General features: G+C 72.2%; 15 protein-coding genes, 1 pseudogene and 1 riboswitch. Of the genes and pseudogenes, 11 read left to right on the forward strand and 5 right to left on the reverse strand.

Features of this window, described 5'->3' with window-relative positions:
- The 3 genes and pseudogenes from ACFWTE_RS22185 to ACFWTE_RS22195 form a co-directional block, all read left to right on the forward strand.
- Window positions 1–211 (forward strand): annotated as a pseudogene (locus tag ACFWTE_RS22185) (hypothetical protein); the annotation flags it as partial.
- A gap of 470 nt (window positions 212–681) precedes the next feature.
- Window positions 682–873: riboswitch (cobalamin riboswitch) on the forward strand.
- A gap of 156 nt (window positions 874–1,029) precedes the next feature.
- Window positions 1,030–3,579 carry a ribonucleoside-diphosphate reductase subunit alpha gene (locus tag ACFWTE_RS22190; RefSeq protein WP_378781633.1) on the forward strand — a complete coding sequence of 850 codons (2,550 nt, stop codon included), beginning with the start codon at window positions 1,030–1,032 and terminating at the stop codon, window positions 3,577–3,579.
- 135 nt (window positions 3,580–3,714) lie between these two features.
- Window positions 3,715–4,797 (forward strand): ribonucleotide-diphosphate reductase subunit beta, encoded by a 1,083-nt coding sequence (locus ACFWTE_RS22195; protein WP_378781634.1) that lies wholly within the window; start codon window positions 3,715–3,717, stop codon window positions 4,795–4,797.
- Between the two features lie 156 nt (window positions 4,798–4,953).
- Here the strand turns inward: ACFWTE_RS22195 and ACFWTE_RS22200 are convergent, their stop codons facing one another.
- Complete coding sequence (locus ACFWTE_RS22200) at window positions 4,954–5,274, reverse strand: CU044_2847 family protein (RefSeq protein WP_378781661.1); 321 nt, start codon at window positions 5,272–5,274, stop codon at window positions 4,954–4,956.
- Between the two features lie 143 nt (window positions 5,275–5,417).
- On the opposite strand from ACFWTE_RS22200, the gene ACFWTE_RS22205 reads away from it, so the two are divergent.
- Window positions 5,418–5,633 carry a DUF397 domain-containing protein gene (locus ACFWTE_RS22205; protein ID WP_378781636.1) on the forward strand — a complete coding sequence of 72 codons (216 nt, stop codon included), beginning with the start codon at window positions 5,418–5,420 and terminating at the stop codon, window positions 5,631–5,633.
- Between the two features lie 43 nt (window positions 5,634–5,676).
- Here ACFWTE_RS22205 and fxsT read toward each other — a convergent pair whose 3' ends face one another.
- The gene (gene fxsT, locus ACFWTE_RS22210) at window positions 5,677–9,555 is read right to left on the reverse strand and encodes an FxSxx-COOH system tetratricopeptide repeat protein (protein ID WP_378781637.1); all 3,879 of its coding nucleotides are present in this window, start codon (window positions 9,553–9,555) and stop codon (window positions 5,677–5,679) included.
- Between the two features lie 259 nt (window positions 9,556–9,814).
- A complete protein-coding gene (locus ACFWTE_RS22215; protein ID WP_378781638.1) occupies window positions 9,815–11,734 on the reverse strand; it encodes a trypsin-like peptidase domain-containing protein in 1,920 nt (639 codons plus the stop codon).
- Between the two features lie 244 nt (window positions 11,735–11,978).
- Between ACFWTE_RS22215 and ACFWTE_RS22220 the strand changes: the two genes are divergently transcribed.
- The 4 genes from ACFWTE_RS22220 (at window position 11,979) to ACFWTE_RS22235 (ending at window position 16,274) form a co-directional block, all read left to right on the forward strand.
- Window positions 11,979–12,563, forward strand: coding sequence for a putative glycolipid-binding domain-containing protein (locus tag ACFWTE_RS22220; protein WP_378781640.1), 585 nt, complete (start codon window positions 11,979–11,981; stop codon window positions 12,561–12,563).
- Window positions 12,564–12,823: 260 nt separating this feature from the next.
- Entirely contained in the window at window positions 12,824–13,654 is an 831-nt protein-coding gene (gene nadE, locus ACFWTE_RS22225) for an ammonia-dependent NAD(+) synthetase (protein ID WP_378781641.1), read from the forward strand.
- A gap of 321 nt (window positions 13,655–13,975) precedes the next feature.
- Window positions 13,976–15,340, forward strand: coding sequence for an acyltransferase (locus ACFWTE_RS22230; RefSeq protein WP_378781642.1), 1,365 nt, complete (start codon window positions 13,976–13,978; stop codon window positions 15,338–15,340).
- Between the two features lie 88 nt (window positions 15,341–15,428).
- Window positions 15,429–16,274: an alpha/beta fold hydrolase gene (locus ACFWTE_RS22235; RefSeq protein WP_378781643.1), complete on the forward strand. Its 846-nt coding sequence runs from the start codon at window positions 15,429–15,431 to the stop codon at window positions 16,272–16,274.
- Here the strand turns inward: ACFWTE_RS22235 and ACFWTE_RS22240 are convergent.
- Window positions 16,264–17,100, reverse strand: coding sequence for an SDR family oxidoreductase (locus tag ACFWTE_RS22240; RefSeq protein ID WP_378781644.1), 837 nt, complete (start codon window positions 17,098–17,100; stop codon window positions 16,264–16,266). The two genes, ACFWTE_RS22235 and ACFWTE_RS22240, sit on opposite strands and share 11 nt — an antisense overlap.
- A gap of 273 nt (window positions 17,101–17,373) precedes the next feature.
- Here ACFWTE_RS22240 and ACFWTE_RS22245 point away from each other — a divergent pair, with 273 nt between their 5' ends.
- Both ACFWTE_RS22245 and ACFWTE_RS22250 read left to right on the forward strand, forming a co-directional pair.
- Complete coding sequence (locus ACFWTE_RS22245; RefSeq protein ID WP_378781646.1) at window positions 17,374–18,711, forward strand: AGE family epimerase/isomerase; 1,338 nt, start codon at window positions 17,374–17,376, stop codon at window positions 18,709–18,711.
- Window positions 18,708–19,712: a carbohydrate kinase gene (locus tag ACFWTE_RS22250; protein WP_378781648.1), complete on the forward strand. Its 1,005-nt coding sequence runs from the start codon at window positions 18,708–18,710 to the stop codon at window positions 19,710–19,712. The genes ACFWTE_RS22245 and ACFWTE_RS22250 overlap by 4 nt, the downstream gene beginning before the upstream one ends.
- A 49-nt stretch (window positions 19,713–19,761) precedes the next feature.
- Here the strand turns inward: ACFWTE_RS22250 and ACFWTE_RS22255 are convergent, their stop codons facing one another.
- Window positions 19,762–20,925, reverse strand: a complete 1,164-nt coding sequence (locus tag ACFWTE_RS22255; protein WP_378781649.1) for a glutamate--cysteine ligase — start codon at window positions 20,923–20,925, stop codon at window positions 19,762–19,764.
- 420 nt (window positions 20,926–21,345) lie between these two features.
- Here ACFWTE_RS22255 and ACFWTE_RS22260 point away from each other — a divergent pair, with 420 nt between their 5' ends.
- Window positions 21,346–24,168 (forward strand): AAA family ATPase, encoded by a 2,823-nt coding sequence (locus ACFWTE_RS22260; protein WP_378781650.1) that lies wholly within the window; start codon window positions 21,346–21,348, stop codon window positions 24,166–24,168.
- Window positions 24,169–24,245 lie beyond the last annotated feature (77 nt).

The following is a 24,245-nucleotide window of genomic DNA, read 5'->3' on the forward strand; positions in this document are numbered from 1 at the left end:
CTTCATCCACGTCGCCGAGGCACTGTACGCGCACGACGACCTGGAGGGCGCCGAACGGTGGGCGACGGTCGGTGCGCGCCGCTTCCTCGACCAGGAGTCCTCACCCTACGTCCGCGACCTGCTGGTGGAGCTCCTGCGGATCAGGTTCCGCATCCGCACCGACCTCGGTCTGGCGGAGGACCGGCTGGACCGCAGGCTCGACGGGGAGTGACCCCCGCCGCCGTCCGTGACGCCGGGGCCGCGGTCGCGGCCGGCTCCTCCCGCGCCGGCGCCCGCGAAGTGAGCTTTCCTACGTGCGGGCGTCCCGCCGACACGCCCGGGGCGGTACCCGCGCCGATCTCCGCCCGTACGCCCCGGGCAGCGCCCGGCCGCCGCCGGCGCAGCCGTGTGGTCAGCGCCGCCGGGCCGTCCGGTACGGTCCGAGCCGCTCCGGAAGACGCGATGGCGGACGTCCGGCGGCCCGTCGGAGGGCGTGCGCCGTCCCGGGGAGCCCCGGTGACGTCTAGGCTGTGTCGGGTCGCCTCCCAGCTGCCCCGACGAGGCGCGACATCCCCTTGAACCGGGCGCTCGCGACCCCCTCATACCACGCCCCACGCGTGTGTTCGACGATCGTCGAAGAATCCAAGAAATCGATGACACGCCATCATCTTGCGGTGTTCCTACGCAGGGCCCCCTAGATGTAGTATCTGTCCCGCTGGTGGTTCACCCCTCGGGGTGAGGCAAGAGGGAACCCGGTGCGAAACCGGGGCTGCCCCGCAGCGGTATGTGGGAACGAAGCCGTCACAGGCACCGGGGACCCCCGAAGGCCCCGGAGAGCGCAGGTGCGTAGGCCGCCCACGAGCCCGAAGACCTGCCACTGGTGCGCACGTGATCGTGCGCCGACGACGGGGCTTCGAGGGTGAGCCGCCGCGACCCACCGGTCAGACGACCGCACGCACCCGGTGCGTCGGTCCACCGGTGCGTGCCGCGCACCTTGCTCATCGTGTCCCCTCCCCGCCGGGACTCTTCTACCGAGGTTGGAGCCGCTGTATGACCCTTGACGTCGAGGCCGTGCCCGTATCCGTTCGGCACGAGCCGACCAACGAGGGCGCGCCCCCCGCCGCCATCGACCGGATCGAGCACGTCGTGACCGAGGCCTGTGCCAGGCTCACCGGTGTTTCGGCGGACAAGGTCCTCACCGAGGCCCGCCGCGGCTTCTACCCCGGCATCCCCGACTCCGAGGTCGAGCTCGCCCTGGTCATGGCCGCCCGCAGCTTCGTGGAGGTGGAGCCCGACTACTCGTTCGTGGCCGCCCGCCTGCTGCTGGACAAGCTGCGCCGTGAGGCCCTCTCCTTCATCAGCGGTGCCCCCGACGCCGCCGGGCAGTCGGAGATGGACGAGCGCTACGCCCCCTACCTGGCCGCCTACGTCAGCCGCGGCATCGACCTGGGGCAGCTCGACCCCGCGCTGGCCGGGTTCGACCTGGACCGGCTCGGCGCCGCCCTGCACCCCGAGCGGGACGAGCAGTTCACCTTCCTCGGCATCCAGACCCTCTACGACCGCTACTTCCTGCACAGCGACGAGGTCCGCTACGAGCTGCCGCAGGCGTTCTTCATGCGCGTCGCCATGGGTCTGGCCCTCAACGAGGACGACCGCGAAGCCCGCGCCATCGAGTTCTACGAGCTGCTGTCCTCGTTCGACTTCATGGCCTCCACGCCCACCCTGTTCAACGCCGGCACGGTGCGCGCGCAGCTGTCCTCCTGCTTCCTCACCACCGTCGGCGACGACCTCCAGGCCATCTTCCACGGCATCAGCAACAACGCGATGCTGTCCAAGTACTCCGGCGGGCTCGGCAACGACTGGACCCCGGTGCGCGGCCTCGGCTCGCACATCCGCGGCACCAACGGCAAGAGCCAGGGCGTCGTCCCGTTCCTGAAGATCGCCAACGACACCGCCGTCGCGGTCAACCAGGGCGGCAAGCGCAAGGGCGCCGTGTGCGCCTACCTGGAGACCTGGCACATCGACATCGAGGAGTTCCTCGACCTCCGCAAGAACACCGGTGACGACCGCCGCCGCACCCACGACATGAACACCGCGAACTGGGTTCCGGACCTGTTCATGCAGCGTGTGGAGCAGGGCGGCAGCTGGACCCTGTTCTCGCCGGACGAGGTTCCCGACCTGCACGACAAGTACGGCACCGACTTCGCCGAGGCCTACGAGAAGTACGAGGCCGCCGCGGAGGAGGGCCGGATCAAGGTCGCCAAGAAGCTCCCCGCCGTCGACCTGTGGCGGCGCATGCTGACCATGCTGTTCGAGACGGGCCACCCCTGGATCACCTTCAAGGACCCGTCCAACCTGCGCTCGCCGCAGCAGCACGTCGGCGTCGTGCACTCCTCCAACCTGTGCACCGAGATCACGCTGAACACCAGCTCCGACGAGGTCGCGGTCTGCAACCTGGGCTCGGTCAACCTGGCCCAGCACGTGGGCCCCGACGGCCTGGACGTCGAGCGCCTGCGCCGGACCGTGCGCACGGCCGTGCGCATGCTCGACAACGTCATCGACGTGAACTTCTACACGATCCCCGAGGCGCGCCGCGCGAACATGCGCCACCGCCCCGTGGGCCTCGGCCTCATGGGCTTCCAGGACGCCCTGTTCAAGCTGCGCACCCCCTTCGCCTCCGACGGCGCGGTGACGTTCGCGGACGAGAGCATGGAGCTCATCAGCTACTACGCCATCGAAGCCTCCATGGAGCTGGCCGCCGAGCGCGGCTCCTACGAGTCCTTCGAGGGTTCGCTGTGGAGCCGGGGCGTCCTGCCGATCGACTCGCTGCGGCTCCTCGCCGACTCGCGCGGCGGCGACCTGGACATGGACCGGGGCGAGACCCTGGACTGGGACTCGCTGCGCGAGCGCGTGAGGTCGACCGGGATGCGCAACTCCAACGTGATGGCGATCGCGCCCACCGCGACCATCGCCAACATCACCGGTGTCGGCCAGTCGATCGAGCCGCTCTACCGCAACCTGTACGTCAAGTCGAACATGTCCGGCGACTTCACCGTCGTCAACCCGTACCTGATCCGGGACCTCAAGGCGCGCGGCCTCTGGGACGACGACATGGTCTCGGCCCTGAAGATGCATGACGGCAGCCTCGGCGCCATCGACCGCGTTCCGGACGACCTCAAGGCCCTGTACGCGACCGCGTTCGAGGTCGACCCCGAGTGGCTGGTGGACGCGGGCTCGCGCCGCCAGAAGTGGATCGACCAGGCCCAGTCCCTGAACCTGTACATGGCGGCACCGAGCGGCAGGAAGCTCGACACCCTGTACCGCCGCGCGTGGCGCTCCGGTCTCAAGACCACCTACTACCTGCGTTCGCAGAGCGCCACGCACGTGGAGAAGAGCACGCTCAAGGGCACCGACGGCCGCCTCAACGCGGTCGCGTCCGGCGCCCCGGTGGCGGCGCCCGCGCCTGCCCCCGTCCCCGTCCCCGTTCCCGAGCCGGTCGCGGCCCCCGCCGCCGTGAACACCGAGGTCGAAGACGAGTTCGACATCGTGGACGGCCAGGCCTGCTCCATCGAGGACCCCGAGTGCGAGGCCTGCCAGTAGGGCGTGAGGCCGGGGGCCGCCACCTGGCGGCCCCCGCCGGGGCCGGTCCGTTCCAGGACCGGCCCCCGACCCGGCCGGCGTCCCGCTCCCGACAACGACCTTCCGGCCCGGCCGGAGAACGGAAAGTACCCCAGCATGACCGCAGTCTCCGAGAACAACGCCAGCGCCACCAGCGGCCTGGGTGAGATCGAGCGCGACGCCGAGCGCGTCAACGTCGACGACAAGGCGATGATCAACGCCCGCGCCGACGTCAACCAGCTGCTCCCGCTCAAGTACACGTGGGCGTGGGAGAAGTACCTCGCGGGCTGCAACAACCACTGGATGCCCACCGAGGTCGCCATGCAGGCCGACATCGCGCTGTGGAAGTCCAAGGACGGGCTGACCGATGACGAGCGCCTGATGCTCAAGCGCAACCTCGGCTTCTTCGCGACCGCGGAGTCGCTGGTCGCCAACAACATCGTCCTGGCCGTGTACCGCCAGCTCACCAACCCCGAGTGCCGCCAGTACCTGCTGCGCCAGGCCTTCGAGGAGGCGGTGCACACCCACACCTTCCAGTACATCTGCGAGAGCCTGGGCCTGGACGAGGGCGAGCTGTTCAACATGTACCGGGAGGTCCCGTCGATCACGGCGAAGGACGCCTGGGCGCTCAAGTACACCCAGAACCTGGAGAACCCGGAGTTCCGCACGGGTACGCCGGAGGCCGACCAGGCGTTCCTGCGCGACCTCGTGGCGTTCTACGTGATCTTCGAGGGCATGTGGTTCTACACCGGCTTCGCGCAGATCCTGTCGCTGGGCCGCCGCAACAAGATGATCGGTATCGCCGAGCAGTACCAGTACATCCTGCGCGACGAGTCGATCCACCTGAACTTCGGCATCGACGTGATCAACCAGATCAAGATCGAGAACCCGCACCTGTGGAGCGAGGAGTTCCAGGGCGAGGTGCGGCAGATGCTCGCGGACGCGTGCGAGCTGGAGGTGGCCTACGGCCGCGAGACCATGCCGCGCGGCGTGCTCGGCCTCAACTCGGAGCTGTGCGAGAAGTACATGCACTTCATCACCGACCGCCGCGCCGAGCAGATCGGTCTCGCCCCCATCTTCGGTCAGGCGGAGAACCCGTTCCCGTGGATGAGCGAGATGATGGACCTCCAGAAGGAGAAGAACTTCTTCGAGACCCGCGTCATCGAGTACCAGACCGGTGGCGGCCTGGACTGGGACTGACGGGGACCGGGCCCGTGTGAGGCGGGCCGAACAGCGCTTTCCTCCCGGGAGACGAAGACGGTCTCCCCTTGGGGCGGCCCGGATCGAGGCGCGCGATCCGGGCCGCTTTCGCGTGCGCGGGCGGGTTCCGGCACCCGGCCGGGACGCCCTCCGGACTCACCCCTTGTTGGTCCAGGTCATCCTGACGTTGAAGGTGGCCTCGCCGGTTCCCTTGACCACCACGACGTCGGCCTCGGCGCTCACGGTCACACCGAACTCGACCTCCGTTTCGGAGGGTGCCAGGGAGGACGAGGAGAGTTCCTCTAGTTGCGCGGACACGGCCTCGGCGATTTTCCTGATCCGGAGGAGGACGGAGTCGATCCTCTTGTCGCCGGTGGCCTTTTCGGGGGACCGGGAGACGTTGGACGCGCCCTCTCTCCGGACGGGAGCGGACTCGATGCTGATCACGGTGCCGTCGTCGGTGACGAAGTCGATCACTTTGTTCACACTGGCCTCACGCATTCTCCGAAGGGGATTGCCATTCCTCTTGATGTCCACAGAAAGTAAAATGATGTGAGATGTCCGGCAACGATGATATTCCGCTGCCGTCCGCGCGGAGGAAACGGTGGGACGTACCAGTTATGACCGGGCGAAACGACTCAAGTGCCACCTGGTGGGACGGGCGCGACGGCACCGGATGGCGCAAGTCGTCGAGGTCCGGGGCCGATTCCGACTGCTGCGAGGCCTCCCTGCGGGAGCCCGGCCGGGTCGTTCTCCGCGACTCCCACCACCCCGACGGGCACCTCCTGCGGTTCCCCGCCCAGGAGTGGCTGTCGCTGGTCTCGTCCCTGCTCTGAGCGGCCCCGTGCGGCCCCGGGGCGCCCCGGGGCCGCCCCGCCCTCAGTCCCTGACCGGGAAGATGTCGGTGTCCAGCCGGACGAAGGACGCCATCGTGGCCACGAACCGGTGGTCGGGGCCGACCCGGGACGTGTACTGCTCGCGCAGGGCCTCCCACTCCTCCCGGACGTCCTCGCCCAGTGCCCGCCGGCTGATCAGCAGGTTGCGCCGGGCCGTGGTCAGGAAGGTGTGGTGCTCACCCAGGGCGGCCCGGCACAGCTCCACGCCCGCGGCGTCCTGGGCGCGGGCCTCCTTGAGCCTTCCCAGGGCGAACAGGTCGTTGCCGAGGTTGACCTCGACGGAGGTGAGGGTGACGTCCGCGTCGGGGAAGCGCTCGCGGATCCCCGCCAGCGCCGTGCGGTCCAGCTCGTAGGCCCGCTCGTAGTCGCCCAGCACCCGGAACACGATCGCCGCGTTGGCCCGCGAGGCCCACGGGAAGAGGTGGCGGTCCGCGAACCTGTCGTCCATGTGCGCCAGGAGGTCCTCGGCCAGCTCCCTGGCCTCCTCCAGGCGGTTGGCGAAGGCCAGGTTCACCATGTGGATGCTGTTCAGGTGCAGAGTCGGCCTGGCATGAGGCCCGTACCGCGCGAGGCTGACCTCGCGCGCCTGCTCGGTCAGCTCCAGTGCCAGGGCGTGGTCGCCGAGCCTGCGGTGGATCACGGAGAGGAAGAGCGGTATCTCCGAGGTGTGGGTGCTGGCGTTGGCCTCGGTGACCTCGAAGCGCCTCCGGCAGTCCTCCAGGGTCTCCAGGGCCTGCGCCAGGTAGCCCAGGGCCATGAGGCCGAGGCCGATCGACAGCCGCGTCCGCAGCGTCGGGATGCCGTCCGGACCGAACACGTACTTGCGCTGTTCGAGGGTGCGCCGGTCCAGGTCCAGCGCCTCCTGGAAGCGGCCCAGGCGGCGCAGGCAGCTCCCGATGTCGTGCGCGATGACCAGGGTGTTCTCGTCGTCCTCGGCGAAGAGCGTGGTCCTGGTCCGGTGGATGTCCTCGAACATGGCCAGCGCCCCGGCGTAGTGCCCGAGGTTGCTGAGCGCGATGGCCCGCGCCCGGTGGGCCTCCAGGGCCTCCTCGCTCTCCGGGCCCTCCAGCTCCGTCTGCTCCGCGTACATCCGCTCCGCCTCGGCGAGGGCGATCTCGTTGTCGCCGCGGATCCGCAGGATCCGGGCGCGGATCAGCTGGATCTGGAAGCGCTGCGCGGTGTCGTCGTACCAGGCCTCGATGGCGCGGTCGGCCAGGGCCAGCGCCGCGTTGCCGTTGCCGGTCTCCACCAGGTACACGATCACGTTGCCGACCAGTCCGCGGACCTGCGGGTCGTGGCTGCGCCAGGCCTCCGAGGCGTCCACGTGGGTGAACAGCAGCTGGTACTCCGGCCAGTTCTGCGGCAGTTCGGGGCCGAGGGGGTCGCTCTGTGCCAGGAGCCGGTGGGCCAGGTCCCGGTAGCGCACCCGCTCCTCGTCGGTCAGGGTGCTCTGCACGACGGTCTGGAAGGTGACGTGCAGCTGGAACGTGTGGTTGGTCCGGTCGAACTCGGCGAGGCTGTGCCTGCTCACGTAGCGCAGCACCTTGGTCAGGACCATCTCGTTGCCGAGGATCTGCGCCAGGTCGGGGTTGGAGCTCAGCCCGCGGGCGCGGTGGAACAGGGTGCGGGAGAGGGAGCGGGGGGCGAAGAACGAGCAGAGCTGGACGAACTCCCGGACCATCCGCTTGAGGGGGCGGTCGGGCCCGGTGCCCCGGCGCAGGTCGTCGAGCTGCATGTTCCAGGCCGCGGCCAGGGGCAGGGGGTACAGGTCCTCCGGCTCCACGTGCGTGACGAGTTCGTCGAACTTGTTCTGGAGCAGGTGGAGGAACTCCTCCACGCTCATCAGGGAGTCCCGCAGGTAGGCGCCGACCTGTGCCAGGGCGAGGGGGAGGTGTTCCAGCCGGTCGGCGATCTGGAGGGCGGTCATGTCGTCCTCCAGGCCCTGGGGGCAGACCTTGCGGAGCAGGGAGACGCTCTCCTGCGGGCTCAGGCTGGGCACGATCGCGCCCTCGCTGCGCCCGCTGGGGATCCAGCTCTGGTCGCGGGAGGTGATGATGACGTCCCCGGGACCGTTCGAGGGCAGGGTGTCGTCCCCCAGCTGGTCGAGTTCGGAGACGTCGTCGAAGACGAGGAGCCAGCGTCCCACATGGGGGTCGCCCTCCAGGACCTCCCTGACCTGCTGGGCGACCTGCTCCAGGTTCCCGGTGTCCTCGCCGACGCCCAGGTACCGGGCCAGGCGCAGGTAGGACTGCTGGACGTCCGAGGCGCTGTTGGCGGCGAACCACCAGATCAGGTCGTACTCGTCCCGGTGCCGGTGCACGTACTCGGTGGCGATCTGGGTCTTGCCGATGCCGCCGCCGCCCGCCAGCAGGTAGACCCCTCCCGAGGACTCCTCCAACAGGTCGTGGACGTGTTCGAGGATGCTCTCGCGACCGGTGAAGTTGAGGTTGTGCGGGGGGACGCCGCGGAGCTTGGCGAGCGCCTTCGGCCGCGAGCGCCTCAGCCTCGAACTGCCGACGTCCAGGGGCTCCGGGATGGCGGTCTCCGTCGCGGGGGTGTGGGAGTCGGTCACGGTCGGGCTCGGTTCCTCTCGAGGGGCGGGGGACTGCGGACGGTGCGTGCCCGTGCGCCGGGGAGCGGTGCCAGGGACGCGCTCGACACCCGGAAAGGTGCCGTGGGCCGGGGAGGTGCCCGCCGGGGAGGTGCCGTGGGCGGGCGCCTCACCCAGCGCGGTCCGGAGGTGGTCGGCGAACCGGCGGTACTCGCCCGGCATCTCGGAGAGCGCGGGCAGCATGGCGCGGGCCAGGTCCTCCTCGCCGTCGAGCGAGGGGGCCAGGGGTGCGCCGGACTCGATCCGGGACAGCCACTGGTAGATCCGGGCGGCGTCCTTGAACTCGATGCCGAGGGAGTAGAACACCGACCGCATCACGCTGAGGTCGCCGAACCCGCCCAGGAGGTCCCGCCGGACCCCGGGCAGGAACTCCAGGGCCGTGGCGGCGGGGTCGTGGAGGTCTCCCAGGGGGGCGGCCGGGTCCATCAGCTCGCTGCCGAACACCTCGGCGATCTCGGTGACGGCCGCGCGCGCGTCGCGGGGGGCGTGCGGGATGTTGCCCTGGATCACCTCGGCGACCCGGAGGTTGACCGGTGCCTGGGCCAGCCGCACCGCGAGGTCGCGCGCGCCGCGCGAGGCGTGGGAGAGGAAGCGCGACACGGGATCGGGGTCCCAGGGGGCGGAGCCCGGGGGCCTCGTGCCGTCGAGGGGGAGGACGGCCACGTCGGCCTCCCAGGAGTCGACCGTGCGGTCTGCAGCCGCCGTCCACCCGGTGACGGCGTCCGGGGTGGACTCCAGGACGGGAAGCACGGCGACGTTCCCGGGCAGGCCGGTGTCCTCGGCGCCGCTCGCGGGCCCTGCGAACACCCAGGCCGAGGGTGAGACGGGTGTCGGCGCGGTCATGCGCATCGGCCTGGGCGCGAGCGTGCCCCCCGACCAGACGGAGCGGTCCATGAGGTGGAGGAGCGCGGTCGGCAGGCGGGAGGCGAGCGAGGCGGCCCAGGTCCGCAGCCTCGGCCGGCGCCATCCCCGGTCCTGTGTGTCCGTGACGAGGAGGACGGCCGCCGCCTCAGCTGGGAGGGGGGAGTGGAGCGGCCACGCGGGACCGTGTTCGTCGCCGGTGTGGGTGGGACGGCCGGGGTGGAAGCGGACGACCGCGCACCCGGCACGCTCGGCCCCCTCGACCAGTTCGGCCACACTGTCGCGGTGCAGCTCCATCAGGGGGGAGGAGTCGACGAGTACGACCAGGCGGGACGGGCCACCTGTCAGATTGCTGAGTGCGTTCTGGTACCTGTGGGACAAATCGTCCATTATGTCGTCTTTTTCCCCTATGGGGGTCTCCAAAGGAGGGGTCAGTGGAGATGCTTCCCTCTTTTGAACTCCTCCTGGAACTTTTCGGTGCGTCAAGTGTGCCATGGCGTCCCGGTTGACGGCGACGCGGCGCGAAGATCGTCTCTTTTCCTTTTATGTGGCCTGCCAGGGCGTTCTCTGCTTTCGACGATTTTCGGCTGACCAACGGCGGAATAGGGGATGGGTCGGAACGGTCGCCACGGTGGCTCTGCGAAGTCGATCACTCCGGTGCGTCATGGGGATCACCCGCCCCGGGGCCTAGGGATCCGCCGTCGAGAACGGCCCCGGCGAGGACGTCCCCGTAGTCGTCGTGGATCAGCGAGACGTCCCGCAGTTCGGGGAGGTCCTGGGCCCTGTCCCGGAGGGTACGGGCGAGGGCGGTGATCCTCACCCGCGCCCGGGGCTCGCGTTCGAGCAGTTCGGTGACGAAACCGAGAACGGCCTTCTTGGGGCCCTTGATGATGGTGGGGACGCCCATGACGACGGCGGAGTCGTAGACGTGTTCGGCGTCGTCGGTCTCGGAGTCCACGGCGCACACGGTCAGATGGGTCCTGGTGAGGGCGTCGGCGACCTCGCTGGCCTGCTTCTCCCAGGTGAGGAGGACGTTGGGGTCCCCCACCAGCGCCTTCTCCCGCTGCTCCTCCGAGCGCAGGCGCCACCGGTCGGGCGGTGTCCCCAGGTAGCTCGGGTTCAGGTGCCGTTCCCGGATGTGGTAGACGATCTCGTACCTCGATCCCAGGCGGGGAGGGAACTGCACCTCGCTGGTGCCGGTGGCCTGGCCCAGGCGCAGGTGCAGCAGGTTCCTGGGCAGGAAGACGCGCAGCCGCAGGGACTCCTCGTTCGGGGTGACCAGCCTGCGCATCACCACCTCGCTCATGAGGTCGCCGATCTCGTCGCAGATCTGCGGCTCGCGGACCAGCCTGGTCTCCTGGTGCAGGGGCCGGCCGCCCCCCTCGCCCCGGTGGGCGAAGCCGTGCGAGAGATTGAAACCGCCGGTCACCGGCTCCAGGTCGAAGAACACCATCGTGTCGGGTTCGTCGGGGCCCGTTTCGGGGTGAGTGAGGGGTGCGGGCCCGCCGGGTCCGCGGAGGCGCTCGTCCCGGTCCTCGACCAGGGCCTCGGCCCATGTGCTCCCCAGGACGGAGGCCTCGTCCCGGATCCACTGCCACACCATCTGCGGGACCGGCCGGTGAGGGGAGATCTCCCGGTAGACGTGGTGCACCCAGGCCACCCGTAAGGGCGGTCTGCCGGCCTGCGGAACCAGGTCCCACAACGCTGTGAGGACGCGCCAGGCGGTCGTGGCCGCGCCCTGCTGCCTGACCCTGCGCATCTCACGCGAGCGCAGCAGCGCCTCCGGCGGAACCGCCTCCAGGGGGATCGAGTCCAGGAGGTCGTGCAGGCGGTCGTAGGTGCGCTTTCCGCACAACGACTCGTCCGTCAGCCGCTGCACCGAGACGCGCTCACCCCCCTCCCGCTCGCCCAGGACCTCCTCCACGGGCAGGATGAACACGATGCCGGAGGGTTCGTCGGGGGCGTTCCACACGTACTGGTGGTTCTTCTGCACGAGGCCCACCAACTCGCCGGTCTCGCTGCGGACGGCGCATCCGCTGAACCCGCCCGTGACCTGGGCCAACCGTGACGGCGGGATCTCGATCTGGTGGGTGACGCCGTTGGGGCCGCCCTTGCCCTGGTAGGTCATCGAGGCCTGGAGCGAGCGCATGTGCTCCGGGTAGCCCGTCGTGTACAGGGCCTGCCCCCGGTCCAGGTCGGCGCAGCCGCTCAGCACGGGGAAGTCGGTGTCCGGCAGTCCGGGGCCGAGCAGGTGCAGCAGGGCGAGGTCGCGGCTCAGCGGCCCCGCCGACCACAGGTCGGTGCGGACCTCGGCCTCCCACACCCGGTCGTCGAAGGAGCGCAGGCGCACCGTGGTGCCCGCTCCGGGGTGCTCCTCCGCGTCCTGGTGCCGGCCGAGTGCGGTGTTGACGACGTGCGCGCACGTCACCAGGAGACGGGGGGAGAGCAGGACGGCGCCGCCCACGACGTTGTCCACGGCCTCGTCCGCTGCGCCGTACGGGTTGAGCACCCGCATCTGCCAGGCCGGTTCGTTGGGCTGCAGACCGCGGGGAGAAGGGGGGATGGCCACTGGCGGGGGGACCTCTCTCGAATCCGTTGTGCCCGGAACAGTTCCCCTGCGGGGCGACTGTGAACCAGGAGACGGGAGGCCGACACCGGTCGCCGCAGAGCCCTCCGGCGCACGAGCGGCCCGCGCGCTCCCGCCGGGCCGCCCCCGCCCTTCCGCGCCCCCGGGGGACCGGCCCGAGGACGGCACACGGCGTGGGCAGGGCCCGACCTGGCGCCGCGACCCCGGAGGGCGGTAGAACGGTGACATGTCGTCACTGACGGAACATCCAGCCGCATGGGCTCGGACCGACGTCCCCGAGGGGCTCGGTCTGGGCGCACTCATTCCCGAATCCGACGGCTACCGCCTGGAGGCGGGGGAGACCGTGGTCGAGGGCGAGGAGCGGTTCTTCACCCGCTTCACCGTCCGCACCGACCTGGCCTGGGCGACCAGGGAGGTGCGCACCGAGGTCCTGACCGCGCGGGGCCCGGCGTCGGTCGTCCTCACCGCCCAGGGCGGCCACTGGGCCGACGCCGAGGGCAACCCCCTCCCCGGGCTGGTCGGCTGCCTGGACGTGGACGTCGCCGCGACCCCCCTGACCAACACCCTCCCGATCCGCCGCCTGGGCCTGCGGCCCGGCGAGTACCGGGACATCCAGGTCGTCTGGATCGACATCCCCTCCCTGCGCGTGCGCCGGGTCCGGCAGCGCTACACGCGCCACCCGGCCGAGGGCGGGCTGGAGCGCTACACCTACCGGGACCCCCTGCACGGCGAGTACCGACTCTCGGTGGACGGGCACGGCGTGGTGGTCGACTACGAGCGCTTCGCCCGGCGCCTGTGCACCGAGGGTTGACCCCCGGGCGGCGCCCGCTGCCCGAGCCCTGTGCTCCGATCATGCCGCGGGCCCCGCCTCCTCCCGGTGCCGCGGCACCGCCGTCCTCCCGTGCCGTGGCGCGCTGCCCCGTCCCGTCGTCCGCTGCGCCCCGGCCGGGCTCCGGCCCGGGGCGCGCCTCCCTCCCCCTTCTCCGGCCGCCCGTGAGACCCCGGGTCGCCGGTCCGCCGCGCCGCAAGCGATAATCGGCGGCACACGCACGACACCCACGGGGGACAGCAGTGACCGACACCGAGTTGAGACGGGCACGCCGCGAGATCATCCTCGACCTCGACGTGCCCGAGGCCTTCGACGCGCGGGCCGAGATCGAACGGCGCGTGGCCTTCCTCTCCGACCTCCTCGCCACCACCGGCGCCACCGCCCTCGTCCTGGGCATCAGCGGCGGCGTCGACTCGCTCACCGCGGGCCGCCTGTGCCGCCTGGCGGTGGACCGCGCGCGGGAGGGCGGGCACACGGTCGAGTACGTCGCCATGCGCCTCCCCTACGGCGCGCAGAAGGACGAGGAGGACGCCGCCCGCGCCGTCGCCTTCACCGAGCCGGACCGCTGCCTCACCGTGGACGTCAAGCCCGCCAGTGACGCCATGGCGGCCTCCCTCGCCGCCGGGGGCATGACCTACACCGGTGCGGCCTCCGAGGACTTCGTCATCGGCAACGTCAAGGCCCGCCAGCGGATGATCGCCCAGTACGCCGTCTCCGGGGGGCTGCGCGGCCTGGTGGTCGGTACCGACCACGCGGCCGAGGCGGTCACGGGGTTCTTCACCAAGTACGGTGACGGTGGCGTGGACGTCGTCCCGCTGACCGGACTGACCAAGCGCCGGGTGCGCGCGGTCGCCGCGGAGCTGGGTGCCCCGGGGGACCTGGTCGCGAAGGTGCCCACCGCCGACCTGGAGACCCTGTCGCCGCAGAAGCCGGACGAGGAGGCGCTCGGTCTGACCTACGATCAGATCGACGACTTCCTGGAGGGGTTGCCCGTGCCCGAGCACGTGGAGACGACCCTGGTCGACCGCTACCGCGCCACCGCGCACAAACGCGCCCTGCCCACCGCACCCTGAGCCGCCGTCCGGCGCTCACGGACACGGCTCGTCGCACCCGTCGCCGCTACCCTGTCGGATCCCTTCCGCGCGGTGGTGCGGGCACCACCTTTTCCAGGAGGGCGAACCGTCGGTTGAAAAGGGGCGTCAGATCCATCGCGACCAGGTGCCATTTCCACCTATGGTCGTACCAACGCGCGTCACCAGCTGCCGACACCGACGCGAACCCGCCATGGGCGCGTTGGAGAACGCGTCGCCACCCCCCTGATCCCGGTCGGCTCGACCATTGGGAACACGCTGTGCCCAGGGGCGTCCGCGCACGGGAAGACCAAGGAGCGACCGATGACCGTGACTGTCGAGAACGAGAGCGGGGGAGCGCTGTCCGCGCCCCCGCCCGGCACCGTCCAATCGGCGTCACCCGCCGCCGACCAGCGGGTGCCCCGTCCCGGAGCGGGGCGTGACAGGTTTCTCGACGTCATCAGGCTCCTGGTCATGGCCCTCGTGGTCCTGCAGCACTGGTGGCTCCCCGTCCTGGTCCAGGACCAGGGTGCCCTGGAGGCGGGCAGCATCCTGGAAACCGAGGGCGGCTTCGCGCTGACCTGGGTCGTCCAGGTCATGCCGCTGATCTTCTTCGTCGGCGGTGCCGCGAACCTCATCAGCTGGCGCTCGGCCTCCGGCAGGGGGGTCACGGCCGCCACCTGGTACGCGCGCAGACTGCGCCGCCTGGCCTGGCCGGTGGTGCCGCTCGCGATCGTGTGGATCGTCGCCTCCCACCTCCTGGTCCTGGGCGGAGCTCCCGCGCAGCCCGTCCTGGTGGGCGCGGGTGCGGCGGGCATGGTCCTGTGGTTCCTGGCCGTGTACGTGCTGGTCGTGGTGGCGACCCCGGTGCTGTTCAGTGCCCAGGAGAAGTTCGGCTGGTGGGTCCCGGCGGCGCTGCTCGCCGGTGCGATCGCCGTCGACGCCGTCCGGTACGGGACCGGCGCGGACTGGGTCGGCTACCTGAACATCGCGTTCGTGTGGCTGGGCATCCACCAGCTGGGCTTCCGCTACGCGACCGGGACGATCCGCCTCCGCTACGCGGCGATGATGGCCGTGGGCGGCGGTGTCGCGGCGCTGGCCCTGGTGCTGGCCGGCCCGTACTCGGTGAACATGACGGGCGTGTTCGCCGCCGAGACCTCCAACGTGTCCCCGCCGACCCTGGTGCTCGGCGCCCTGGGCGTCCTCCAGATCGGCGTCGCGGTGCTGCTGCGCGAGAGGATCAGCGCGTGGTCGGACCGCCCGGGTCCCGCGCGGATGCTGGACCGGATCTGCCCGCAGCTGATGACGGTCTACCTGTGGCACATGATCCCGGTCAGCCTGGTCGCGGGGGTCCTGGTGTTCGGACTGGGGATCGACACCCCGGAGCCGCTGACGGGCATGTGGCTGCTGTGGGGCGTCCTGGGCGTGGCGGTCCTGCTGCCGATGGTCGTCCCGCTGGCGCACTGGGCGGTGCGGTTCGAGAACCCGCCGAAGGCGCTGGGCGGGGCCCCCGGCCTGGTGCGCGTCCTGGTCGCGGCGGCGCTGATCGGCGGCGGCATGCTGATGCTGACGGTGTCGGGTCTGGGGCTGGGCCTGGCGCCCCTGCTCGGGCTGCTCGCCGTCCTGACGGGTGTGATGCTGACACGGTCCCCCTCTCCGGCACGGTCTCCCTCTCCGGCACGGGCCTGACACCCGATCCGGTCCCGGGACGCGGTCGGAGCACTTCTCCCGGTGCCGGTCCGTGGTGGCGCGCACCGGAGCGGGTAGACCGGACAGCATGGATCCGACACGCATCGCCTTCGAACGACGCGGACACGGCCGTCCGCTGGTCCTGCTCCACGGGCTGGGCGACCGGCGCCAGAGCTGGAAGGTCGTCATGACCCGGCTCGTCCGGGACTACGAGGTCATCTGTGTGGACCTGCCCGGCTTCGGATCCACCCCCGCTCCGGGCACCGACGAGCCCTACGACATCCTCACCCTGACCGAGGACGTCCGCGCGCTCTGCGAGCTCCACGGTTGGGAGCGTCCGCACCTGGCCGGGAACTCCCTCGGCGGGTCGATCGCCCTGGAGCTGGGGACGCAGGGGGTGGCGGGATCGGTGACGGTGTTCTCCCCGGCCGGGTTCTCCGACAACCTCGCCCGGTGGGGTATGCGCACGGTCGGCGTGGCCGCCAACCTGGCGACCCGGATGCCGACGCAGGTCAAGGAGCGCCTCGCCAACACCGCCCCGGCCCGCGCCGCCGCGAGGATCGCGCTGCGTGGCGACCCCTCCTCGCCCGAGTCCAAGGCCACCCGCTTCAGCGTGCAGGGGCTCGAACCGGGAGCCCCCTACGTGCGCATGGTGCCGCGTATCGCCGAGTACGACTTCGCGGCGCGGCCCATCCCCTGCCCCGTGACCATCGCCTGGGGCGATCGCGACCGGACGCTGCTGCCGTCCAGCGCGGTGCACGCCCACGAGCGGGTGCCGAACGCGCGCATGGTCTCCCTGATCGGCAGCGGGCACATCCCCATGGCCGACGACCCGCTCACGGTCGCCGAGCACATCCGGTGGACCTGTCGCGCAGCCGACCTCGGGCACCGGCGGGGCACCGCCGGGGGGCGCGTCGGCCGCCTCAGGAGCTGAAACCGCCGTCGCTGCTGATCACCTGGCCTGTCACCCAGTCGGCCTCGTCGGTGGCCAGCCACGCCAGCAGCCTGGCGGGGTCGTCCGGTACGCCCACCCGCCCCGCGTGGAAGCGGGGCAGGACGCGGTCCCTGAGCTCGTCGTCGATGTAGCCGGTCTGGACCGGGCCGGGGTCCACCGCGTTCACGGTGATGTTGCGGGGGCCCAGCTCGGCGGCGAGGGTCGGGGTGATCTGGGCGAGGACGGCCTTGGCCGACGCGTAGGCGACCTCTCCCGGCATGGCGCCGTGGATCTGCCCGGAGGTCATGAACAGCACCCGGCCGCCGGGCCGCCCGTCGTGCCGGGCGGCGAAGGCCTGGGTGAGGAGGAGGGGCGCGCGGGCGTCGACCGCCCAGTGCCCGTCGAGCATCTCCAGGGTGACGTCGGCGAGGGGGGCGTCGCCGCCGTTGCGGGCGTGGTTGGCGACGAGGACGTCGAGGTGCCCGAACGAGGCGATGGTCTCCTCCACCACACGCCGGGGCGACTCGGGGTCGGCCATGTCGGCGCCGATGTCACCGACACCCGCACGGGGATCGCCGAGCGCCGCGCGGACGCCGCCGAGGACGGCGTCGAGGTCGTCGCTCCCCCAGGGGAGCCCGGCGTCGTGGGGCTGGTGGTGGTGCACCATGACCGATGCTCCGTAGGCGGCGAGTCGGCGGGCGACGGCGTAGCCGATGCCCCCGCGCCTGCTCGCCCCGGTGACCAGCGCGACCCGGCCGCGCAGGGGCAGCGGGTCGCGGACCAGCCGGTCGCCGTCGGCTTCCGCCGGTGTGTGGGGGTGGCTCATGGGGGCCTTCCGTTCGTCGGTGCGGGACCGGGCCGGGGCGCCCGTCCGGGGGCGGCGCGGACACGCCGTGCGGTGCCGCACGGCTTTGGGCGGGGAGACCCTCGCACACGCGGGCCGGGGGACGCACCGGGTTTTCGGGGCCACCGAGCGACCCCGTCCGGAATAATCCGGTCTGTCCTCTCTCGCGTGTTCTGTTCACAGGGGTCCCAGGGCTACCGCCGTGTCGAGGTCGCGGGATAGCGTGGACCGGCGTACCGACGAGGAGGCAGTGGATTGACAGCATCGACACACCGTGCCCCGGGACATCCCGAGTGGCTGCGGGAGGAGGAGCGGAGGCTGCGCGCCTTCGCCGCCGGTTCCGCGGTGCCCGACGGCTTCGGCTGGCTGGACGCACGCGGGAGGGTCGAACCCGACCGGCCGGCCGCCACCTGGATCACCGCGCGGATGACGCACGTGTTCTCCCTGGCCCACCTCCGCGGTGACGCCGACGCCGGTCGGCTCGCCGACCACGGCGTGGCCGCCCTGGCGGCCGGGCCGCTGCGTGACGGGGCGCGGGGCGGGTGGTTCGACCAGGTCCCGGAGGGCCGGTCCGGAGCAGCCTCCTCACCTGCCAACACCTCCCGGGAGCGCTCCCAAACAGAGCGGGACGAGACGGTCGGCGAAGGGTCCGGCGGTCTCCCGGGGAAGTCCGCCTACGAGCACGCGTTCGTGGTCCTGGCGGCCTCCACCGCCACCGCGGCGGGACGGCCCGGGGCCCGCGACCTGCTCGACGAGGCGCTGCGGGTCATGGACACCCACTTCTGGGACGAGTCGGCGGGAGCCGTGCGGGAGAGCTGGGACGCCGGGTGGAGGACCACCGAGGAGTACCGGGGCGCGAACAGCAACATGCACTGCGTCGAGGCGTTCCTCGCCGCGGCCGACGCCACCGGTGACACCCTGTGGACGCGTCGCGCGCTCGCCATCGCCGAACGCCTGATCCACGGGGTGGCCGCCGCGCACGACTGGCGCCTGCCCGAGCACTTCACCCCCGGTTGGGAGCCCCTCCCGGACTACAACCGGGACCAGCCCGACCACCCCTTCCGCCCCTTCGGCAGCACCACGGGCCACCTGCTCGAATGGGCGCGGCTGCTGGTCCACCTGGAGATCGCGCTCACCCGGTCCGGTGAGCCCGTCCCCGACTGGCTGCTCCCCGACGCGGAGAGGCTCTTCGCCCACGCCGTCCGGCGCGGATGGGGGACCGACGGCGAGGACGGGTTCGTCTACACCCTCGACTGGAAGGACGGCCCGGTCGTGCGAGAGCGCATGCACTGGGTCGTGGCCGAGGCGACGATGGCCGCGTGGGCGCTGGCCCGGCACACGGGCGACGACGGATACGACGTCCTCTACGACCGCTGGTGGGCCTACGCCGACCGGTTCCACCTGGACCGCGAGCACGGCAGCTGGCACCACGAACTCGATCCGGCCAACCGGCCGGCGGAAAGCGTGTGGGCGGGCAAGCCCGACGTCTACCACGCCTACCAGGCCGCACTCCTGCCCCAGATCGGCTTGTCGACCACCCTCGCGGACGCGCTCTCCACGGCGTCCGCCCCGGCCCCCGGAGGGGACGCGTGAGCGCGCAGAACACGGACGGGGCGCGGGACGCCGGCCCCGCACGACTCGTCGTGATCGGTGAGAACGTCATGGACCTGCTGCCCACCGGCCACGGCGCCGACGTGCTGCGGGCCTCTCCCGGGGGCGGTCCCGCCAACACGGCGGTCTCGGCGGCCCGGCTCGGCACCCCGACCCGCCTGCTCGCCCGGATCGGCGCGGACGGGTTCGGCGCGATGATCCGCGAAAGGCTGCTCGGGGAGGGCCTCGACCCCGCCGGGCTCCTGGCGGCGGAGGAGCCGTCGGCCCTGGCCCTGGCCACGCTCGGCCCGGACGGGTCGGCCCGCTACGACTTCCGCATGGACGACGCCGCCGACTGGCGTTGGCGCGACGGTGAGCTGCCGGACGAGCTGGAGCCGCAGGTGCGTGCCCTGCACGCCGCCTCGATCGCCCTGTTCCGGGAACCGGGGGCCTCCCGGATCGAGGCCCTGCTGCGCCGCGAGCACGGGCGGGGCCGGGTGACGCTCACCTTGGACCCCAACATCCGCCACGACGTCATCGGCGACCCCGCGGCCGCGCGCGCCCTGGCCCTGCGGCACTGCGCGCAGGCGCACGTGGTCAAGGCGAGCGACGAGGACCTCGCGTTCCTGTACCCGGACCTGTCGCCGTCGCGGGCGGCCCACGCCCTCGCCGACCTCGGTCCGTCGCTGGTGGTGGTGACCCTCGGCGGCGAGGGCGCCCTCGCGGTCTCCCACGGGGTGGAGGCGTCGGTGGACGCGCCCGAGGTGGAGGTCGTGGACACGGTCGGTGCGGGCGACTCGTTCATGGGTGCGCTGCTGAACTGGCTGGACCGCCACGGACTGCTGGGCGAGGATCCCGGCAAACGTCTGGCGGGGATGGGCGCGGCGGACCTGGAGGGGATGCTGGGGTTCGCGGCGTCCGCCGCCGCGGTCACGGTGACCCGGGAGGGGGCCGACCCGCCCGTTCTGGCGGACCTGTCGGACCCCGCGGGGAACACGGTCTGAACAGCGGGGCCGCCGGGCGACCGGCGGCCCCGCCCGGCCTCCGACGGTGTCAGAGGCCCTCGCGGGTCTGGCGGACGACGTGGTCGACCACGTCGGTGAGGCGGCCCCGCCGGGCGTGCGCGGCGCGTTGGCGGGCCGCGCCCGTCCCGGTCCCGCGTACACGGTCGAGCAGGGCGGACACCAGGTCGGCGTCGCCGTTGGCGGCGAGGCCGGGGAGCGCCGCGTGCGACAGCCGCTCGACGGCGAACGGCCCCGGCAGGCAGTCGCCGGTGAGGGGGTCGGGCACACTGCCCTCCAGGCCGTCCCGGGCGGCCCGCCACACGGCGGCGCGCAGCGCCTGGTCGGGGATGTCCGGCGCGGGTACCCCGTGGTGGACGTCGGTGAGCGCGCGGGTGGCCAGGCCGCGTGTGAGGGCGGCGAACAGCAGTGCCTCCTCGGCGGTCGCGGCCACGTCGCCCACCCGGATCTCCAGCGTGGGCAGGTGGTCGGACAGGCGGACGTCCCAGTAGACCATGTGCCTGTCCAGGATCGCTCCGCTGTCGGACAGCGACCGCACCGCCCGCTCGTGCGCGGCCAGGGAGCGCAGCAGCGGTGGCGGCCCGGCGGAGGGCAACCGGTTCCAGGTGACCGTCCGCCAGCTCGCGTACCCGGTGTCGCGGCCCCCGTGGAAGGGCGAGTTCGCGGACAGGGCCACCAGGAAGGGGAGCCACCGGCGCAGGTGGTCGCTCACCGCCACGGCGGTCTCCCGGTCGGGGATACCCACGTGCACGTGGCATCCGCACACCACGTGGGAGGCGCGCAGCCCGCCCGCGTGCACGGCGATGTCGGCGTAGCGCCTGCCGTCGCTCACCAGGGCGGCCGAGGTGTCGCCGAGGACGGCGGTGCCGGTGGCCGCCACGGCGAGTCCGACCTCGTCGGCCGAGCGGCCGAGTTCGCGGCGGGCCGCGCGGAGGAACCGCAGGGCGTCGTCGGCGGTCGTGCACACGGGGCTGTTGGCCTCGACCTGCACGCGGCTGAACTCCCCGCACAGGCGGCCGTCCGGCAGACGGGAGCGGGAGAGGAGCTCGGGTGCGCGGGAGAGGATCCGGCGGGTCCGGGGATCGACGACGAAGAACTCCTCCTCGACACCGAACGTGGGGCTTCTCGCGGTGGTGCGGGTGTGGGTGGATGCCGGTAACCAGTGGTCGTGTGCTGCCGTGGAGCGGTTCTCCATGGGCGTCGGTCCCTCCTGCTGTCCGGGGGTGTCCCGGACTGGATATCCCGTGCAGGGCGGCCGCGACAGTGTCCCGAAGAAGACAAAGAGCTATCCGTTGATTTGTTTGTCTCATTTGTCGGGATCGCGGGTATGTCGTTGCGCGCACGTTACGGCTTTATAACCACCAGCCCGCTCGGCGAACCCTCGGAAGGGCTCGGGGATGCCGGGGGGAGTGAGCGACGTCACTCTCCAGGGGGCCGTGGAAACGCAGGTGGACGCTGGGATACCGTCGCGTAGCACTCGCCCCCGGTGCCCCCGGAACACCGCCCGCGGGGGTCTTGGAACCATCGCGTGCGACTCCGTGCGGGCATCGGTGAAACGACCAGTGTGGACGTCCGCACCTGCCGTGACCGGGGCGCGCTGTGCGAATGTGAGCACGTGGCAGGCAGCGAAACCGAACCCCCGCAGACCCGCCTCCGTGGCCGTGACACGGAGACCCGGGCCCTCACCGACGCCCTGGACGACGCCAGGTCCGGACGCGGCGCCGCACTGCTCGTCTCCGGTGGTCCGGGGCGGGGCAAGAGCGCACTCCTCGACCACGCCCGCGGTGCCGCAGGTGGTTTCACCGTGCTCCACACGGGAGGGATCACCGACGAGGCGAACCTCCCCTTCTCCGGGCTCCAACGCCTGCTCCGCCCGCTCGGGGCCGAGGTCGACGCCCTCCCGGAACCCTGGCGCGCCCTCCTCAGGGACGCCCTGACACGGGGATCGGTGGCGGACGCCGACCGGCTCACCCTCTACACCGCGCTGCCCGAACTCCTGTCCCGCACCGCCGCCGGCCGCGACCGGCCGCTGCTGGTGGGCGTGGACGACGCCGACCGGCTGGACGCCCCCTCACTCGACGCACTCTCCTTCACCGCCCGCCGCCTCGGCGGAACCCCGGTCGCCGTCCTCTTCACCGCGCGCGAGGGGCACGGCAAACCCGCCGGCGCGCGTCTGCCCGAGACCATGGGCGAACCCACCCCCGACGCGCTCGTCCCCGGCATCGCCGAACTCCTCCTCGCACCCCTGGAGGAACGGGCGGTGCACGACATCCTCACCGACAGCGCCCCCGTCACCCTCGCCGCCGCCGTCCGCTCCTCCCTGGTCCGCGCCGCCCACGGCAACCCGGCCGCCGTCCTCGGCTACCTGCGCGGACTGACCCCGGCGCAGCTCCTCGGCGAGACCCCGCTGCCCGAGGCGCCCCGCCTGCCCGGGCGCCTGCGCGGCGACTTCCTCACCCCCTACCGCGAACTGCCGGAACGGGCCCGGCACCTCCTCCTGCTCGCCGCGCTCAGCACCGCACCCCGCGTCCACCTGCTGGTCTCCGCCTCCGGCGGCTCCGACACCTCCATCACCGACCTCGAACCCGCCGAGGAGCGCGGACTGGTCCGCGTGGAGGGCGACGCCGTCGTCTTCACCGACCCCCTGACCCGCGAGGCGATCGCGCAGGACACCCCCGCCGGTCGGCTGCGCGACGCCCACCGGGCGCTGGCCGGGGCGGTGGACCCCGAGCGGGCCCCCGTGGAGTTCTCCCGGCACGCCGCCGCGGGAACGAGCGCCCCCGACGCGGCCCTGTTCGAGGCGGTCTCCGCCGCCGCCCGCCGGGCCAAGCGCCTGGAGGGCCGCCTCGCCGCATCCCACGCCTTCGAGCGCGCCGCCTGGCTGTCGCCCGACTCCGACGAGCGCGCCTGCCGCCTGACCACCGCCTCCTACGAGGCCTACATGGCGGGCCGCACCGAGCGCGCCACCCGCCTGCTGTCGCAGGCACGCCCGCTCGCGGTCTCCGACAGGCGCCGTGTCACCGTCGACTTCATCGACGCCCAGCTCGCCATGCGCGGCGAGAACGCCCTCGACGTGGCCGAGCGGCTGCACTCCGTCGGGCGCGAACTCATCCCGCACGACCGCTTCCTGGCCCTGCGGGCGCTGGCGCGCTCCGCCGACTCCGCATCCCTGGCCGGTGACGCCGGACGCCACGCCCGGTCCGCCGAACTGGCGGTCTCCCTGGTCCGGGCGGACGATCCGGCGCCGATGCGCCTGCTGTCGGCCTTCCTGGAGGGCTGCATGATCTCCTTCCGGGGCGACTACCCGGGGTCCACGCCCCTGCTGCGCGAGGCCACCGGACTGGCGGAGATCGCCAAGCCCTCCGAGCTGATCTGGGCCGGCATCAGCGGGTTGCGCCTGGCCGACGCGCCCTTCGTCCGTACCGCCACCTCGCGGGCGGTGGCGGTCGGCCGGGCCCGCGGCGAACAGGCCACCCTGCCCGCCGCGCTGGGGTTCCTGGTCTTCTCCGAGTTCTGGAGCGGCCGCTTCCCGTCGGCGGCGGGCACCGCGCTCACCGGGCTCCGGGTGTCCCGCGAGAGCGGCCAGACCATCTGGGCCACCCAGCACCTGGCCTCGCTCGCCATGATCGCCGCCATCCAGGGAGACGTGGACACCTGCCGGATCCGGGCCCGCGCGGTCGCCTCGCAGGCGGGCGAGAACAGCCTCGGGCTGGCGGCGGCCCTGGCGTCCTGGGCACTCGCCGTCCTGGAGCTGTCCAGGGGCAACGCCGCCGAGGCGTTCTTCCGGCTCCGCTCCCTCGTGCACTCCGCCCCGGGCCACGGCCACCCCACCATGCGGCTGCTGACGGCCCCGCACTTCGTGGAGGCGGCCGTCAGGATGGGTGAGACGGAGTGGGCGCGCACCTCCCTGACCGGGTACCGGCGCTGGGCCGAGTCGGTGGGAAGTCCGAGCGCGCTGGCCCTGGCCGCGCGCGGCTCCGGACTGCTGGCCACGGGGGACGAGGCCGCCGACCACTTCGAGAACGCCCTGGCCCTGCACCGGACGTGCGGGGACGACGACGTCGAGCACGCCCGCACCCAGCTGCTGTTCGGCGCCTTCCTCCGCAGGGCACGCCTTCCGGGGAGGGCCCGCGAACACCTGAACAACGCGCTGGAGACCTTCGAGCGCTTCGGCGCGAGGCTGTGGGTGCGGCAGACCCGCGCCGAGCTGCGCGCCATCGGCACCGCCGAACGCGGCCCCGAACCCGGGCCGCACTCGGCCGGCGAGCTGACCGCGCAGCAGCAGCAGATCGCGCGGCTGGTCGCCGAGGGCGCCACCAACCGCGAGGTGGCCGCGCACATGTTCATCAGCCCGCGCACGGTCGAACACCATCTGCGCGGCATCTTCCGCAAGCTCAACATCAGGTCCCGCGTGGACCTGGCCCGCCTGTTCAACTGACCTTCCGGTCCGCCGGCCCCCGGGCCGACGGACGCCCCAGTCATACCAACTGGTCGGTACGGGTTTTCGGACGGTAA

Source organism: Nocardiopsis sp. NPDC058631 (genome assembly GCF_042716955.1).
Taxonomy (GTDB): Bacteria; Actinomycetota; Actinomycetes; order Streptosporangiales; family Streptosporangiaceae; genus Nocardiopsis.

What these genes read in the sequence shown, in the direction of transcription:
- ACFWTE_RS22195 (WP_378781634.1), top strand. Translation starts at nt 3,715, where the DNA reads ATGACCGCAGTCTCCGAGAACAACGCCAGCGCCACCAGCGGCCTGGGT.
- ACFWTE_RS22230 (WP_378781642.1), top strand. Translation starts at nt 13,976, where the DNA reads ATGACCGTGACTGTCGAGAACGAGAGCGGGGGAGCGCTGTCCGCGCCC.
- ACFWTE_RS22255 (WP_378781649.1), bottom strand. Translation starts at nt 20,925, where the DNA reads ATGGAGAACCGCTCCACGGCAGCACACGACCACTGGTTACCGGCATCC.
- fxsT (WP_378781637.1), bottom strand. Translation starts at nt 9,555, where the DNA reads ATGGACGATTTGTCCCACAGGTACCAGAACGCACTCAGCAATCTGACA.
- ACFWTE_RS22240 (WP_378781644.1), bottom strand. Translation starts at nt 17,100, where the DNA reads ATGAGCCACCCCCACACACCGGCGGAAGCCGACGGCGACCGGCTGGTC.
- ACFWTE_RS22205 (WP_378781636.1), top strand. Translation starts at nt 5,418, where the DNA reads ATGACCGGGCGAAACGACTCAAGTGCCACCTGGTGGGACGGGCGCGAC.
- ACFWTE_RS22190 (WP_378781633.1), top strand. Translation starts at nt 1,030, where the DNA reads ATGACCCTTGACGTCGAGGCCGTGCCCGTATCCGTTCGGCACGAGCCG.
- ACFWTE_RS22235 (WP_378781643.1), top strand. Translation starts at nt 15,429, where the DNA reads ATGGATCCGACACGCATCGCCTTCGAACGACGCGGACACGGCCGTCCG.
- ACFWTE_RS22220 (WP_378781640.1), top strand. Translation starts at nt 11,979, where the DNA reads ATGTCGTCACTGACGGAACATCCAGCCGCATGGGCTCGGACCGACGTC.